Annotated in this window: 12 protein-coding genes; 1 reads left to right on the forward strand and 11 read right to left on the reverse strand. The window is 72.5% G+C overall.

The features are described 5' to 3' along the window. Positions 1–538: 538 nt before the first annotated feature. From whiA to ACZ4QV_RS28675, 6 genes are all read right to left on the reverse strand, one after another. A complete protein-coding gene (gene whiA, locus ACZ4QV_RS28650; protein ID WP_003987139.1) occupies positions 539–1528 on the reverse strand; it encodes a DNA-binding protein WhiA in 990 nt (329 codons plus the stop codon). Beyond that, on the reverse strand, positions 1519–2583 hold the full coding sequence (locus ACZ4QV_RS28655; protein ID WP_361142523.1) for a gluconeogenesis factor YvcK family protein: 1065 nt from the start codon (positions 2581–2583) through the stop codon (positions 1519–1521). Before ACZ4QV_RS28655 ends, whiA begins: the two co-directional genes overlap by 10 nt. Further along, positions 2580–3575, reverse strand: a complete 996-nt coding sequence (gene rapZ, locus ACZ4QV_RS28660) for an RNase adapter RapZ (protein WP_361142526.1) — start codon at positions 3573–3575, stop codon at positions 2580–2582. The genes ACZ4QV_RS28655 and rapZ overlap by 4 nt, the downstream gene beginning before the upstream one ends. Then, positions 3572–5659, reverse strand: coding sequence for an excinuclease ABC subunit UvrC (gene uvrC / locus ACZ4QV_RS28665; RefSeq protein ID WP_361589325.1), 2088 nt, complete (start codon positions 5657–5659; stop codon positions 3572–3574). The genes rapZ and uvrC overlap by 4 nt, the downstream gene beginning before the upstream one ends. 238 nt (positions 5660–5897) lie before the next feature. After that, the gene (locus ACZ4QV_RS28670) at positions 5898–6794 is read right to left on the reverse strand and encodes a hypothetical protein (RefSeq protein ID WP_361589322.1); all 897 of its coding nucleotides are present in this window, start codon (positions 6792–6794) and stop codon (positions 5898–5900) included. Positions 6795–6798: 4 nt separating this feature from the next. Beyond that, positions 6799–7449, reverse strand: a complete 651-nt coding sequence (locus ACZ4QV_RS28675; protein WP_361636717.1) for a papain-like cysteine protease family protein — start codon at positions 7447–7449, stop codon at positions 6799–6801. A gap of 408 nt (positions 7450–7857) precedes the next feature. On the opposite strand from ACZ4QV_RS28675, the gene ACZ4QV_RS28680 reads away from it, so the two are divergent. Further along, the gene (locus tag ACZ4QV_RS28680; protein ID WP_361142538.1) at positions 7858–8778 is read left to right on the forward strand and encodes a hypothetical protein; all 921 of its coding nucleotides are present in this window, start codon (positions 7858–7860) and stop codon (positions 8776–8778) included. 48 nt (positions 8779–8826) lie between these two features. Here ACZ4QV_RS28680 and ACZ4QV_RS28685 read toward each other — a convergent pair whose 3' ends face one another. The 5 genes from ACZ4QV_RS28685 to ACZ4QV_RS28705 all read right to left on the reverse strand — a co-directional run bounded on the left by ACZ4QV_RS28685 (position 8827) and on the right by ACZ4QV_RS28705 (position 13136). Then, positions 8827–9213 carry an MTH1187 family thiamine-binding protein gene (locus ACZ4QV_RS28685; protein WP_361142541.1) on the reverse strand — a complete coding sequence of 129 codons (387 nt, stop codon included), beginning with the start codon at positions 9211–9213 and terminating at the stop codon, positions 8827–8829. 61 nt (positions 9214–9274) lie between these two features. Further along, a complete protein-coding gene (locus ACZ4QV_RS28690; protein ID WP_361589315.1) occupies positions 9275–10432 on the reverse strand; it encodes an MAB_1171c family putative transporter in 1158 nt (385 codons plus the stop codon). Next, positions 10417–10968 carry a hypothetical protein gene (locus ACZ4QV_RS28695; RefSeq protein WP_361142547.1) on the reverse strand — a complete coding sequence of 184 codons (552 nt, stop codon included), beginning with the start codon at positions 10966–10968 and terminating at the stop codon, positions 10417–10419. The genes ACZ4QV_RS28690 and ACZ4QV_RS28695 overlap by 16 nt, the downstream gene beginning before the upstream one ends. A gap of 274 nt (positions 10969–11242) precedes the next feature. Next, entirely contained in the window at positions 11243–11653 is a 411-nt protein-coding gene (locus ACZ4QV_RS28700; protein ID WP_361589312.1) for a Rieske (2Fe-2S) protein, read from the reverse strand. 34 nt (positions 11654–11687) lie between these two features. Continuing rightward, positions 11688–13136 (reverse strand): sugar porter family MFS transporter, encoded by a 1449-nt coding sequence (locus ACZ4QV_RS28705; RefSeq protein ID WP_361636721.1) that lies wholly within the window; start codon positions 13134–13136, stop codon positions 11688–11690. Positions 13137–13139 lie beyond the last annotated feature (3 nt).

Genomic DNA, 13139 nt, shown 5'->3' on the forward strand with positions numbered 1-13139 from the left:
GCCCTCCAGACTTCGTCCTCCGGCCCCGCACCCTCCCGTACACGTTCGGCTATCACGGCGCAGGTGGGAGGACGCCTGCCCCAACCGGCCGACAGTCGCCGTACAACAGGAGGGGGCGGGCCGTAGGACGGAGTCCGGAGGACCGCTCCCGTGACCGGACCGAAGAGAGCGCCACCCGGCACAGACAGCCAGTCGGCCACGACGCCCGACCCGCCATCGGGCACCGAAACCCCGTCCCGACTGCGGGCAGCTCGACCGTGACGCGGACCCGGGCCCTCCAGACTTCGTCCTCCGGCCCCGCACCCTCCCGTACACGTTCGGCTATCACGGCGCAGGTGGGAGGACGCCTGCCCCAACCGGCCGACAGTTGCCGTACGGCGGGAGGGGGCGGGCCGTAGGACGGAGTCTGGAGGGCCGGGCCCGTGGTCGGGCCGGGGAGAGCGTGGCCCGGTACGGGCGGGGAGTCGGCCATGGTGGACGGCCCGCCGCCGGACGGCGAAACCCCTACACGGCTTCCCGGCGCGAGACCCGCGCCATCTCAGCCGACCATGCCGTCCGCCATCTCCTCCGACAGGTTGGACTCCGTGCCGGGGATGCCCAGGTCCTGGGCGCGCTTGTCGGCCATCGCCAGGAGGCGGCGGATGCGGCCGGCGACGGCGTCCTTGGTCAGGGGCGGGTCGGCGAGGGCGCCCAGTTCTTCCAGGGACGCCTGCTTGTGGTCCATGCGCAGGCGGCCGGCCGCGGCGAGGTGTTCGGGGACCTCCTCGCCGAGAATTTCCAGGGCGCGCTGAACCCGGGCCCCCGCCGCAACCGCCGCACGCGCCGAACGGCGCAAATTCGCGTCGTCGAAGTTGGCGAGGCGGTTGGCCGTGGCGCGGACCTCGCGGCGCATCCGCCGCTCCTCCCAGGCCAGTACGGACTCATGGGCACCCAGGCGCGTCAACAGTGCGCCAATCGCATCACCGTCACGGACGACGACGCGGTCCACGCCGCGCACCTCGCGGGCCTTGGCGCCGATGCCGAGCCGGCGGGCGGCGCCGACCAGGGCGAGGGCGGCCTCGGGCCCGGGGCAGGTGACCTCCAGGGAGGAGGAGCGGCCCGGCTCGGTGAGCGAGCCGTGGGCGAGGAAGGCCCCGCGCCAGGCCGCCTCGGCGTCACAGGTGGCTCCGGAGACGACCTGCGGGGGCAGGCCGCGGATGGGCCTTCCGCGGCCGTCGACCAGGCCGGTCTGACGGGCGAGCTGGTCGCCGCCGGCGACGACCCGTACGACGTAGCGGCTGCCGCGCCGCAGGCCGCCGGGGGCCATCACCACCAGGTCGGAGGAGTGGCCGAAGATCTCCAGGATGTCCTTGCGCAGCCGCCGGGCGGCGATGCCCGTGTCCAGCTCCGCCTCGATCACGATCCGCCCGCTGACCAGGTGCAGACCACCCGCGAACCGCAGGATCGACGAGACCTCCGACTTCCGGCAGCAGGTCCGGGTGACGGGAAGCCGGGAGATTTCGTCCTTCACCGCTGCCGTCATCGCCATGGGCCGATCCTTCCATGCATCCGAAAAATACGGTCGTACGCGGCGGCCAGCAGCTCCGGGTCGTGCCGGGCGGCACCCTTGTGGGTCTCCGCCGTGCCGCAGGGGCTGCCGGGCGCGGCGACCTCCGCCAGCTCGACCTCGCTGCCCACGAGCTGTTTGGCAGCGACGGTCAGGCTCTCGGTGTCGGGCACGGCGGCCCGGTCGGCCAGCACCACGTCGAAGGCGAGTTTAGGGGCGTGTCGGGCCAAAACCTCCAAATGACGCTGCGGGGAAAAGCCATCGGTTTCGCCGGGCTGGGGTGCCAGGTTCAGCGAGAGGACCTTACGGGCCTTGGTCTCCTCCAGTGCCTCGCGCAGTTCGGGCACGAGCAGGTGCGGGATGACGGAGGAGAACCAGGAGCCGGGGCCGAGCACCACCCAGTCCGCGTCCCGGACCGCGGCGACGACCTCGGGTACCGCGGGCGGGTCCTCCGGGACGAGGTGCACGGACTGCACCTCGCCGGGGGTCAGCGCGACCGTGGCCTGGCCGCGGACCGTGGAGATCTCGTCCGGGCGGGTCTCGTCGTGGCCCTTGACCAGGGCCTGGAGCTCCAGGGGTACGGCGGACATGGGCAGCACCCGGCCGTGCGCGCCGAGCAGCTTGCCGACCAGGTCGAGGGCCTGGACGTGGTCGCCGAGCTGTTCCCACAGGGCGACGATGAGGAGGTTGCCGACGGCGTGGTCGTGCAGTTCGCCCTCGCTGGTGAAGCGGTGCTGGATCACCCGGGACCAGGTCTGGCCCCAGTCGTCGTCCCCGCACAGCGCGGCGAGTGCCTTGCGCAGGTCGCCGGGCGGCAGGACGCCCAGTTCGTCGCGCAGCCGCCCGCTGGAGCCGCCGTCGTCGGCGACGGTGACCACGGCGGTCAGGTCGCCGGTGATGCGGCGCAGCGCGGCGAGCGAGGCGGACAGACCCATGCCGCCGCCGAGCGCCACGACCTTGGGCGTGGCGCCCCTGCCGGAGCGGCTGCCCGGGACCAGCTTGCGGACCCGGCGCAGCCGCAGGGGACGGGCGGTCATTCGCGCCCCATGTCCCGGTGGACGACAACGGTCTCGACGCCTTCGGAGACCAGGCGGTGGGCGAGCTTCTCGGACATGGCGACGCTGCGGTGCTTGCCACCCGTACAGCCGACGGCGATGGTCACGTACCGCTTGCCCTCGCGGCGGTAACCTTCGGCGACGATGCGCAGCAGCTCCGCGTAGCCGTCCAGGAACTCCTTGGCGCCGGGCTGGCCGAAGACGTAGCCGGAGACCTCGTCGTTCAGGCCGGTGTACGGGCGCAGCTCGGGGACCCAGTGCGGGTTGGGGATGAAGCGGCAGTCGATGACCATGTCGGCGTCGACGGGCAGGCCGTACTTGAAGCCGAAGGACATGACCGTCGCGCGCAGCTCGGGCACCTCCTCGCCGGCGAACTGGGCGTCCATCTTGGCGCGCAGCTCGTGGACGTTCAGGCTGGAGGTGTCGATGACCAGGTCGGCGTCGCCGCGCAGCTCGCGCAGCAGGTCGCGCTCGGCGGCGATGCCGTCCACGATGCGCCCGTCACCCTGGAGGGGGTGCGGGCGGCGGACGGACTCGAAGCGGCGCACCAGGGCCTCGTCGGAGGACTCCAGGAAGACGATGCGGCGCTTGACGCTCTGCGCGTCGAGGGTGGCCAGGGACTCCTTGAGGTTGTCGAAGAAGCGCCGGCCGCGGACGTCGACGACGACGGCGATGCGGGCGACGTTGCCCTGCGAGCGGGCGCCCAGCTCGACCATGGGCGGGATCAGCTCGGGCGGGATGTTGTCGACGACGAACCAGCCGAGGTCCTCCAGGCACTTGGCGGCCGTGCTGCGGCCGGCCCCGGACATCCCGGAGATGATCACCAGCTCGGGGATGGCGGCGCTCTCGCCCGCGTCGGCATCGCGCATCGTGCCCGTACTCACCTGTGCACCGTCTCTCTCGGTCGTGCGGGAAGGCCGGGTGTCCTGGGCTTCCCGCGTGTCGTGCCTGTGCTGCTCGGTACTGCTGCTCATCGTTCCTGCCCCCGTTCTGATGACAACGCGGCCGGCGGGGTCGCGTCATCCTCAATGATCTCTCCTGTGGCGGTGTTCACCGCCGGGGCGGCCGGAGCCGCTCCGGCCAGCGCCGCCGCGATCGTCTCGGCCGTCTTGCGGCCGATCCCCGGCACCTCGCAGATGTCCTCGATCCGCGCGGCGCGCAGCCGCTTGACCGAGCCGAAGTGCTTCAGCAGGGCCTGTCGGCGACTCTCGCCGAGGCCGGGGACGCTGTCCAGCGGCCCGGCCTTGAGACGCTTGCCGCGCTTGTTGCGCTGGTAGGCGATGGCGAAGCGGTGGGCCTCGTCACGGACGCGCTGGAGGAGGTAGAGGCCTTCGCTGCTGCGGGGCAGGACGACGGGGTCGTCCTCGTCGGGCACCCAGACCTCTTCGAGGCGCTTGGCCAGGCCGCAGACGGCGACGTCGTCGATGCCCAGCTCGGACAGGGCCCGCTGGGCGGCGGCGACCTGCGGCTGGCCGCCGTCCACGACGACGAGCTGCGGCGGGTACGCGAAGCGCTTGGGGCGGCCCTCCTCGTCGGTGGGGCCGGTGGCCACGGGAGCGTCCTCGTCGGCGGAGGCGGTGACGGGCCCGCCGACGGGTCCGGCGGCCGGCGGCGCGTCCCCGCCGGCGGGCGTCTCCTCGTCCCACTCCCCCGTCTGCTGCTTCTCCTGGAGGTAGCGCCGGAAGCGGCGGCCGATGACCTCGTGCATGGCCCGGACGTCGTCCTGGCCCTCGAAGGTCTTGATCTGGAAGCGGCGGTACTCGCTCTTGCGGGCCAGGCCGTCCTCGAAGACCACCATCGAGGCCACCACGTCGTCGCCCTGGAGGTGGGAGATGTCGAAGCACTCGATGCGCAGCGGCACCGAGTCCAGGCCGAGGGCCTGGGCGATCTCCTCCAGGGCGCGGGAGCGGGTGGTCAGGTCGGAGGCGCGCTTGGTCTTGTGCAGGGCCAGCGCCTGCTGGGCGTTGCGCTGGACGGTGGCCATCAGGTCCTTCTTGTCGCCGCGCTGCGGGATGCGCAGCGAGACGTTGGACCCGCGGCGGTCCGTGAGCCACTGCTGGACCGGTTCGACGGGGTCGGGCAGCGCCGGGACCAGCACTTCCTTGGGCACGGCGTCACCGCTCTCCTCGCCGTAAAGCTGCTGGAGGGCGTGCTCGACGAGGGCGGCGCTGTCCACGTTCTCGACCTTGTCGGTGACCCAGCCGCGCTGGCCGCGCACCCGGCCGCCGCGGACGTGGAAGATCTGCACGGCCGCTTCCAGCTCGTCCTCGGCGAGGGCGATCAGGTCGGCGTCGGTGGCGTCGGCGAGCACCACGGCGCTCTTCTCCATGGCCCGCCGGAGCGCGTCCACGTCGTCGCGCAGCCGGGCGGCCCGCTCGTACTCCATCTCCTCGGCCGCCTCCTGCATGGACTTCTCCAGGCGGCGGATGTACGCACCCGTACGGCCGGCCATGAAGTCGCAGAACTCCTCGGCCAGTTCGCGGTGCTCCTCGGGGGAGACGCGGCCGACGCAGGGGGCCGAGCACTTGCCGATGTAGCCGAGCAGGCAGGGGCGGCCGATCTGGGCGGAGCGCTTGAAGACACCGGCGGAGCAGGTCCGTACGGGGAAGACGCGCAGCATCAGGTCGACGGTCTCGCGGATGGCCCAGGCCTGGCCGTACGGGCCGAAGTAGCGCACGCCCTTCTTCTTGGCGCCGCGCATGACCCGAACCCTGGGGTATTCCTCGTCGAGGGTGACGGCCAGGTACGGATAGCTCTTGTCGTCGCGGTACTTGACGTTGAACCGCGGGTCGTACTCCTTGATCCAGGTGTATTCGAGCTGGAGCGCCTCGACCTCGGTGTTGACGACCGTCCACTCGACGGAGGCCGCTGTGGTGACCATCGTGCGCGTACGCGGGTGGAGGTTGGCCAGGTCCTGGAAGTAGCTGGACAGGCGCTGGCGCAGGCTCTTGGCCTTGCCGACGTAGATGACGCGGCGGTACTCGTCACGGAATCTGTAGACCCCGGGCGAGTCGGGGATCTGTCCCGGCTTGGGTCGGTAACTGCTGGGGTCTGCCATGCCGCCCACCCTACTTGGGGGCGGTGACAGCGGGCGGACCGTGGGCGGCGGAGGGCATGCACGCCGGGCATACGGCGCGGGAAGAGGCGCTGCCGTACGCGCGGGCGCGGGGCGCGCCCGGCCCGGGCGGTGGGGTTCGTCCGGGCCGGGTGCCGGGGGCGGTGATGCGGTGGTGGCCTTCCGGCCGCGGGCCCGGGGAGCCGGGGCGGCGGCCCCGGTGCGGCTCCCCGGGCGGGTCTCAGCGGCTGTGGCGCCGGCGCAGCGCCGCGGCGCCGGAGAGCCCGAGGGCGAGCAGGGCGGCGGTGCCCGCGACGGCCGAGGCGGCGGTCACCGGGCCGCTGCTGTCGCCCGCCGTGGCGCCGGCCGCGACGGGCTGCCCGGCCGTACCCTGCCGGGCGGCCCCGTCACCCGCGCCGGACGCCTGCGGGCCGTACCCGCCGGCGGCGCCGCGCCGGTCGTACGCGGAGCCGGGCAGCTTGTCGCCGTACGCCTTCGCCACGCGTTTCTGGTACGCGGCCACGGTGGTGCCGCCCGCGCCGATCGCCTTGCGCGCCTCGGCGTCCAGCGGCCGGACGCGGTCGCCGCGCTGCTCGTACCAGGCGTTGATCTGCGGCTCCTGGAAGACCGTGCCGCCGTCGCCGGCCGCGCTGTAGCGGGCCTCGTCGTCGCCGGTCGCGATGTTGACGACCTTCCAGGCGCCGCCGGACTCGGCGGTCCACACGGACGCCTTCTGCCCGTCGGCGGAGACCGCCGTGCTGGCCAGGAACTCCAGCCGGGAGACGGGCGCCCCCGCCTTGCCGCGGACGAAGTCGGCCGAGAGGACGTACACGGGCACGGTCCGCCCCTCGATCCGCGGCCGCGCCTTCGCCGGGGCGACCGCACCGTCGCGGGCGAAGAAGCGGGAGAGCGTCGCGAGGGTGTCCGGCGCGGTGGCCGCCGTGCGGGCGGCGGTGACGGTCGACGCGGCGGGCGCGGGCGGCGGCGCGGGGGTGGCGGCCAGCGCGCCCTGCGGCGCGAGGCCGAGGAAGGCGGCGGTGAGCGCGCCGGTGGCGGCGGCCCTTATGGCGGCGCGAAGGGCCGGGGTGCAGCGCCCGGCGGCGGTGCCGGATACGGCCGGAGCTCTGTGCTCGGTCATGGCCTCAGGCTCCGATCCGGTAGAGGGAGTGGGTCCAGGAGAAGGAGTTGCCGTTGACGTAGTAGTTGTAGTCGCCCCAGTTGTAGCGGCTGTTGGAGCCCCACGGGTCTCCCCAGTACACCCAGTTCCTGGCGGTGTCGAAACCGTAGATCACGTGCATGTGTCCGCCGCCCGAGGACCACTGGATGCGGGTCTCCACGGGGCGCCCCGCGTTGATCTCGCTCTGGACGGTGCCGTAGCGCAGGTAGCCCGTGACGTACGAGCCCGGGTTGACGCCCATCCAGTCGAAGGCGTTCTGCACATTGCCGAGTGTGGCCTGGTTGTTGGGGCAGTTGCTGCCCTGCTGACGGTTGAAGGCGGCGTTGCAGAACTGGTTCTGGCTGTATCTCTTGCCGTAGAAGGTGGCGATGGTGTTGCCGGACGCGGCCCAGCACCAGTTGGTCTGCTCCTGGGCCTGCATGGGTATGTTGAGCCGGTTGGCGGCCGTCACACCCTGGGGGGCGGACGCGGTGACTGCCGTCCGGGCCGCCGTGCCGGTGGGGGCGGGCGCGGCGGTGGCGGGTGTGGCGGGTACGGCGGTCAGCGCGGCGGCCGACAGTGCCGCGGCCGACAGCCATCTGCGGCGTGCGCCGCGGGTGCGTGGTGCACAGGTCATGGCGTTCCTCTCCCGATGAGGGGGGTGGGGATGGAGGAGCGCATCCGGATGCTGGTCAGGAGCATCGGGTGTTGTCGGGAGCAGGTCAACACGCTTCAATGCGGGGTGACATGGGGGTGTGGACGTCCGGTGCCGGGTGTGAACGGCTCGTGCCCGGCGTACTGCAGCGGACAGGCAGGGACAGCGCACGGTGTGAAGTCCGGTTGTGAACGTTCACCGCGCGCGCCGGAGGGTTGGGCGATGAATCAGCACATGACACAGCAGGCACCACATACACCTCATGGAACGCCTCAGGAAACACCCCATGGGGCGTCTCAGGAAACTCCTCACGCATATCGGGAAGCACACGAACGGACCCCGCACCAGGCGCATCGGGCCCACCCGGAAAGCGGCCCGGTCTCCCCCCACTTGGCCGAACTGACACAGATTTTGCGGACCGGCCCGTTCCACCTGGCCCTGCGGGCCGCTCTGGCCGCGCGCGGTCTCGCCCTGCACCGCGTCCAGCACAAGCTGGCACAGCGCGGCATCAAGGTCGGTGTGACAAGTCTGAGTTACTGGCAGCAGGGGGCGCGGCGCCCGCAACGCCCCGAGTCGCTGCGCGCCGTACGGGCCCTGGAGGAAGTCCTCGACCTGCCCGCACGCTCCCTGCACCGGCTGCTGGTCCCCGAGGGCGGGGCGCGGGCCGAGACGACGGAGCGACCCGCCGCCCGCTCCTACCGCTCGCTCTTCGACCCCTCCGACGCCCTGCACGCCCTCCTCGCCGAGCTGGAGGCGCCGGCGGACGGTGGGCTGCACACGGTCGGCCACCACGAATGGGTGCACATCGGAGCCGGCCGCGAACTGAGCGGGCGGCGCTCCCTCCAGGTGGTACGCGCCCACCGGGACGGCGTGGACCGCTACATCGCCATCCACCAGGGTGACGCGGGCTGCGACCCGTCACGGGTGACCGTCACGGCCGGCGAGAACTGCCGCCTGGGGCGGGTGCGCCGGAACGCGGCCACCGCGATGGTGGTCGCCGAGCTGCTCTTCGACGTACGGCTGCGCACCGGCGACACCCACGTCTTCGGCCACGGCTTCGAGGACGGCAGCGGCGGCCAGAGCGCGGAGTACGTACGCGGCTTCCGCTTCGCCGGCGGCCAGTACGTCCTCCAGGTGTGCTTCGACGAAGCGGCGCTGCCGGTGCGCTGCCGCCGCTTCACGCAGACCAAGGCGGGCGCGCCCCGCTCGGGCCAGCAGGAGCTGACGCTGAGCGGGCAGCACCGGGCCGTACACCTGGTGGAGCAAGGCGTACGGCCCGGGATCGTGGGGATCGGGTGGGACTGGGGGTGATCCGGGCGGGGCGCCCCCGGGGGCGCCCCCGAGTAGCGGGGAGGCGCTCTAGGAGACCGGCCCCGTCCCGGTGGCCGGGACGCCCGACGCGTCGGCGTCCGCGGCCGCCGTACGGCCGTCCAGGGCGCCCGCGACCGCCGCGTTGTCCGCGACGCGCCGTTCCAGCATCGAGATCTTGCCGTCCAGCGGGCGGTCCATCCCCGGCCACACGTCGATCCTGATGCTGGCCTGGACGCGCGGCACCCGGTCGGCGACGGCCTCGGTGGCGCGCTTGACGACGTCCATGACCTCGTCCCAGTCCCCCTCGATCATCGTGTACATGGAGTCCGAGCGGTTCGGCAGCCCGGACTCCCGAATGATCTTGATCGCGTCGGCGACGTACGCCGCGCCGTTCTCCTCCACGCCCATGGGCGTCAGGGCGAAGGCAATGAGCACGGTCTTCCTCTCCTCGTAGGGAAACGGCGGCCCGTCGGCGGCGGGCCGCGGTACGGCACCGTCACCCGCTGCCGACGTGTACCGCCCGGTACTCGCGTACCACGGGAGACCGGTAGGCATCCGCGATCCGCAGCAGGTGGCGGACCTCCTCGCCGAGATCGCCCGCGCCGGGGCCCGCGAGGTTGGCCGTCTGGGCCCGCGGCGCCTCCCCGGTGCGCCGCGCGTGCAGGGCGGCGGTCAGCCAGCAGGCGGTGACGTGCGCGTCGGTCAGGTGCTCGGGAACGTCCCGCTCCCCCACGTGCCGTCGGACCCCGTCCAGCGTGTCCGGGGTGACGTAGTCCCGCAGCACGATCATCGCGTCGCGGATCTCGATGACGCGCCGGTACAGGCGTAGCTGGAGCGGCAGCACGGCGTTGCGCAGCCGGCTGCCCGGCCCCAGGACCACATCGGGGGTGACCGCCGTCAGCTCCCGCCACAGCACGGCCAGCCCCCGGTAGGACGCGCGGTCCCGCCACAGTTGCCGGGCCCCGGCCACCACGGGCAGCGCCACGCCTGCCGCGATGAACAGCGCTTCGACGCCGGTGACCGGCGAGAACAGCGGGCCGAACACCGGTGAACGGGTCCGAAGGTAGGCCAGTTTGAGCACCCACAGCAGCGACGCCAGCAGGATGCCGGTGCCGAACAGCCGCAGCCCGTACCGCAGCAGCCGGGGCGCGCCGGTACGGCCCTGGGCCCAGCAGACGAACCCGCAGGTGGTGTCGGCCGTCAGGTGGAAGGCGAAGAAGACGTACCAGTAGGCGTCCGGCACGCTCGGGATGTCCGGCGACGGCGTGATCTGGTTGCGCGCGTGCGGCGGCCCGGTCAGGTCGAGCGCGACGAGCGCCAGCATGACGGCGAGTGCGGCGCCGAACACCAGGACGGTACGGCGCTGCCGCCCCGCCGCCTGGAAGATGAACCACAGCACGGCGGCCGCGTCGACGATGCTGAACAGGTGCGTGGTCAGGTCCACCCAGTGGGCGCCCGGCACGAGGCGGGCCAGGACGGCGGTGACCGGCTCCAGGTGCATCGACATGGCCAGCGCGATCATCACGATGGCGAACCACAGAGGCCGTTGCGCCCGGTCCTTGAGGCCCTGCGGCGCCCGGGCGAGCACCACGGCCCACAGGGCCACGATGCCGGCGTTCTCCAGCCAGGCGAGGTCCGTCAGCCACGTGAGCACGGTGCCCCCGGGTGACGGGTGCCCCGCGGGCCCGTACCGGACCGCAGGCCCATGCCGGACGCCAGTCCGCCGAGCGTGCCGGACAGCAGCGTCGGCGCGGGCACCCGGCCGGCGCCCTCCAGGATCAGGCTGGCGATCATCTCCGCCTCCTGCTCCTGCCGGTCGGAGTAGCGGGTGCGGCCCAGGGCCCGCCGGATGGACGCCGGGTCCCCGATGTCGATGTGCCGGAAGAGCCGGGGGTCCTCGACGGCCATGCGGTGGTCGCAGACCAGGTGGCCGATCTCGTGGAGGATGATGTGCTCCTGGTGGAGCGGGCTGGTCTGCGCGTCGTAGAAGACGTAGTCGCCCTCCTCGGTCGCCAGCCACATGCCGGTCGGCATGCCCAGCCCGGTCGGGGTGGGCAGGGTCAGCAGCCGCAACGGGCGGTCCCGGTCGGCGGCGAGCCGGACGCACAGTTCCTGGGCGGAGAACGGCTCGGGCAGCGGTATCCCGTCGATCACGCGCCGGCAGCGGCGGCGCAGTCGCCTCCAGTGCATCGCGGGTGGCTCTCCATGGCTTGTGGGGACAGGAGGGCAGCCGACCCGGTAGCGACGCCCGGTCATGCTGCCGCCGCCGGGTGGAGACACGAGGAAACCAGCACGACGACACCCCCTCGCGCGCCATCCGTGCCACGCGTCGTGCGATCGTAGATCGTCACCCGGCCCCCTGTCAGTCCCCCGCCGCCGAGCAGTCCGTTTCCGGCCAACTGCGCTGTGTGACGGCGCCCGGCGTCCACACGGTCACCCGCCGGCCCGTCAGCCCGTCAGCCCGTCAGCCCGCGATCAGCTTCCCGCCCTCGGCCTTGACGGGGACCTCCGGCAGCGGCTTGGAGGCCGGCCCCTGGATGACCTTGCCGGTCGCCACGTCGAACCGGCTGCCGTGGCAGGGGCAGTTGCCCTGGTTCCGCTCGATCTTGTCCAGTACGCATCCCGCGTGGGTGCACTTGGCGCTGAAGCACTTGAACCGGCCCTTCTCGGGCTGCGAGACGAGCAGGCGGCTCTCGCGGTACAGCTTGGCGCCGCCGACCGGTACCTCGGCGGCGGCGCCCAGGGCGACGGGCTCAGCGGGCGTCGCGGACGACTCGTCCGAGCCACCGCCGGAGCAGGCGGCGACGCCGAAGCCCGCCGCGCCGACGAGCGCGGCCCCTCGCAGCACGGTCCGGCGGGCGGGGGGCTGGCTCATGTCGTACTCCCGGGTTTTCGGTCAGGGCGCGGCGTCACCCTGCGGCGTCGGCTCCCGACGATACCGGTACCGATCCGTCCGCTTCGGGGTGACCCGACCGGCCCCCGTCGCGGTCCTCCGGATGCCCCGGACGGCCCTTGAGCAGGTCCCGTTCGATCTCCTCCAGGCTGCGGCCCTTGGTCTCCGGCAGCAGCTTCCGTACGAAGAGGAAGGCGGCGCACGTCGTCACGGCGAAGAACAGGAAGTTCACGCCGGCGCCCCAGGCGCGCAGCAGGGTCGGGAAGACCAGCGAGACGACCATGTTGAACAGCCAGTTGAACATGACACACAGGCTCACCGCGGCGGCCCGGATGCGCATCGGGAACAGCTCCGGCAGCATCACCCACTGCACCGGTCCCCAGGAGACGGCGAAGGACGCGATGTACAGGGCGATGCCGAACAGGGTGAGGGTGGACAGCGCCGCCCCGTACCCGAGGCCGGACAGGTTGGTGACGGCCAGCACGAGCATCGCGGCGCACATCCCGAGCGCGCCGTACAGGAGCAGCGGCTTGCGTCCCTTGCGGTCGATCAGCCGCATGGCGGGCAGCGTCATCAGCATGTTCAGCAGCCCTATGCCGACGTTGGCGAGGATCGCGCCGTCGGAGCCGAAGCCGATGTCGGTGAGCAGCGTCGGGGCGTAGTAGATGATCGTGTTGATGCCGACGAAGTTCTGGAAGAAGACCAGCAGCATCCCGGCGAGGAGGACCGGCCGCAGCCGCGGCGCCGCGAGGTCCCGGAGGGTCAGCGAGCGGCTCTCGGCGCGTTCGGTGCGCTCGGTCTCCTCGATCTCGGCCAGTTCGGCGTCGGCCGCGCCGTCCGTACCGCGCAGCCGCGTCAGCACGTGCCGCGCCTCGTCGTTGCGGCCCTTGCCGACCAGCCAGCGGGGGCTCTCCGGCTGGGTGACGATGCCGAGCGCGAGGATCGCGGCGGGCACCACGCCCAGGCCGATCATCCAGCGCCACGCCTCGGCGCCGGCGAGCAGGTAGTCGGTGACGTACGCGAGGAAGATGCCGACCGTGACCAGCAGTTGCATCAGCGAGGTCAGCCCGCCGCGCAGGTGCTTGGGCGCCAGCTCCGTCAGGTAGAGCGGTACGACGACGGAGGCGATGCCCACGCCGGTGCCGATCACGAAGCGGAAGGCGATCAGCGTCCAGGGGGTGGTGGCCAGGGAGGCGCCGAGGGTGCCGAGGATGAAGACGGCGGAGGCGGCGAGGATCAGCCGGCGCCGGCCCCAGGAGTCGGACAGCCGTCCGGACAGGCCGGCGCCCAGCATCGCGCCGACCAGCAGGCCGGAGACGACCATGCCCTCCAGGAGCGGCGTCAGCGCGATGTCGTTCTTGATGAAGAGCATGGCGCCGGAGATGACGCCGGTGTCATAGCCCCACAGAATGCCGCCGAGGGCGCCGAAGACCCAGATCAGGGCGTTCTTGATGCGTGCGGGCACGGC

The organism is Streptomyces sp. NPDC026394, from assembly GCF_055567735.1.

What these genes read in the sequence shown, in the direction of transcription:
- whiA (WP_003987139.1), bottom strand. Translation starts at nt 1,528, where the DNA reads ATGGCGATGACGGCAGCGGTGAAGGACGAAATCTCCCGGCTTCCCGTC.
- ACZ4QV_RS28655 (WP_361142523.1), bottom strand. Translation starts at nt 2,583, where the DNA reads ATGACCGCCCGTCCCCTGCGGCTGCGCCGGGTCCGCAAGCTGGTCCCG.
- rapZ (WP_361142526.1), bottom strand. Translation starts at nt 3,575, where the DNA reads ATGAGCAGCAGTACCGAGCAGCACAGGCACGACACGCGGGAAGCCCAG.
- uvrC (WP_361589325.1), bottom strand. Translation starts at nt 5,659, where the DNA reads ATGGCAGACCCCAGCAGTTACCGACCCAAGCCGGGACAGATCCCCGAC.
- ACZ4QV_RS28670 (WP_361589322.1), bottom strand. Translation starts at nt 6,794, where the DNA reads ATGACCGAGCACAGAGCTCCGGCCGTATCCGGCACCGCCGCCGGGCGC.
- ACZ4QV_RS28675 (WP_361636717.1), bottom strand. Translation starts at nt 7,449, where the DNA reads ATGACCTGTGCACCACGCACCCGCGGCGCACGCCGCAGATGGCTGTCG.
- ACZ4QV_RS28695 (WP_361142547.1), bottom strand. Translation starts at nt 10,968, where the DNA reads ATGCACTGGAGGCGACTGCGCCGCCGCTGCCGGCGCGTGATCGACGGG.
- ACZ4QV_RS28700 (WP_361589312.1), bottom strand. Translation starts at nt 11,653, where the DNA reads ATGAGCCAGCCCCCCGCCCGCCGGACCGTGCTGCGAGGGGCCGCGCTC.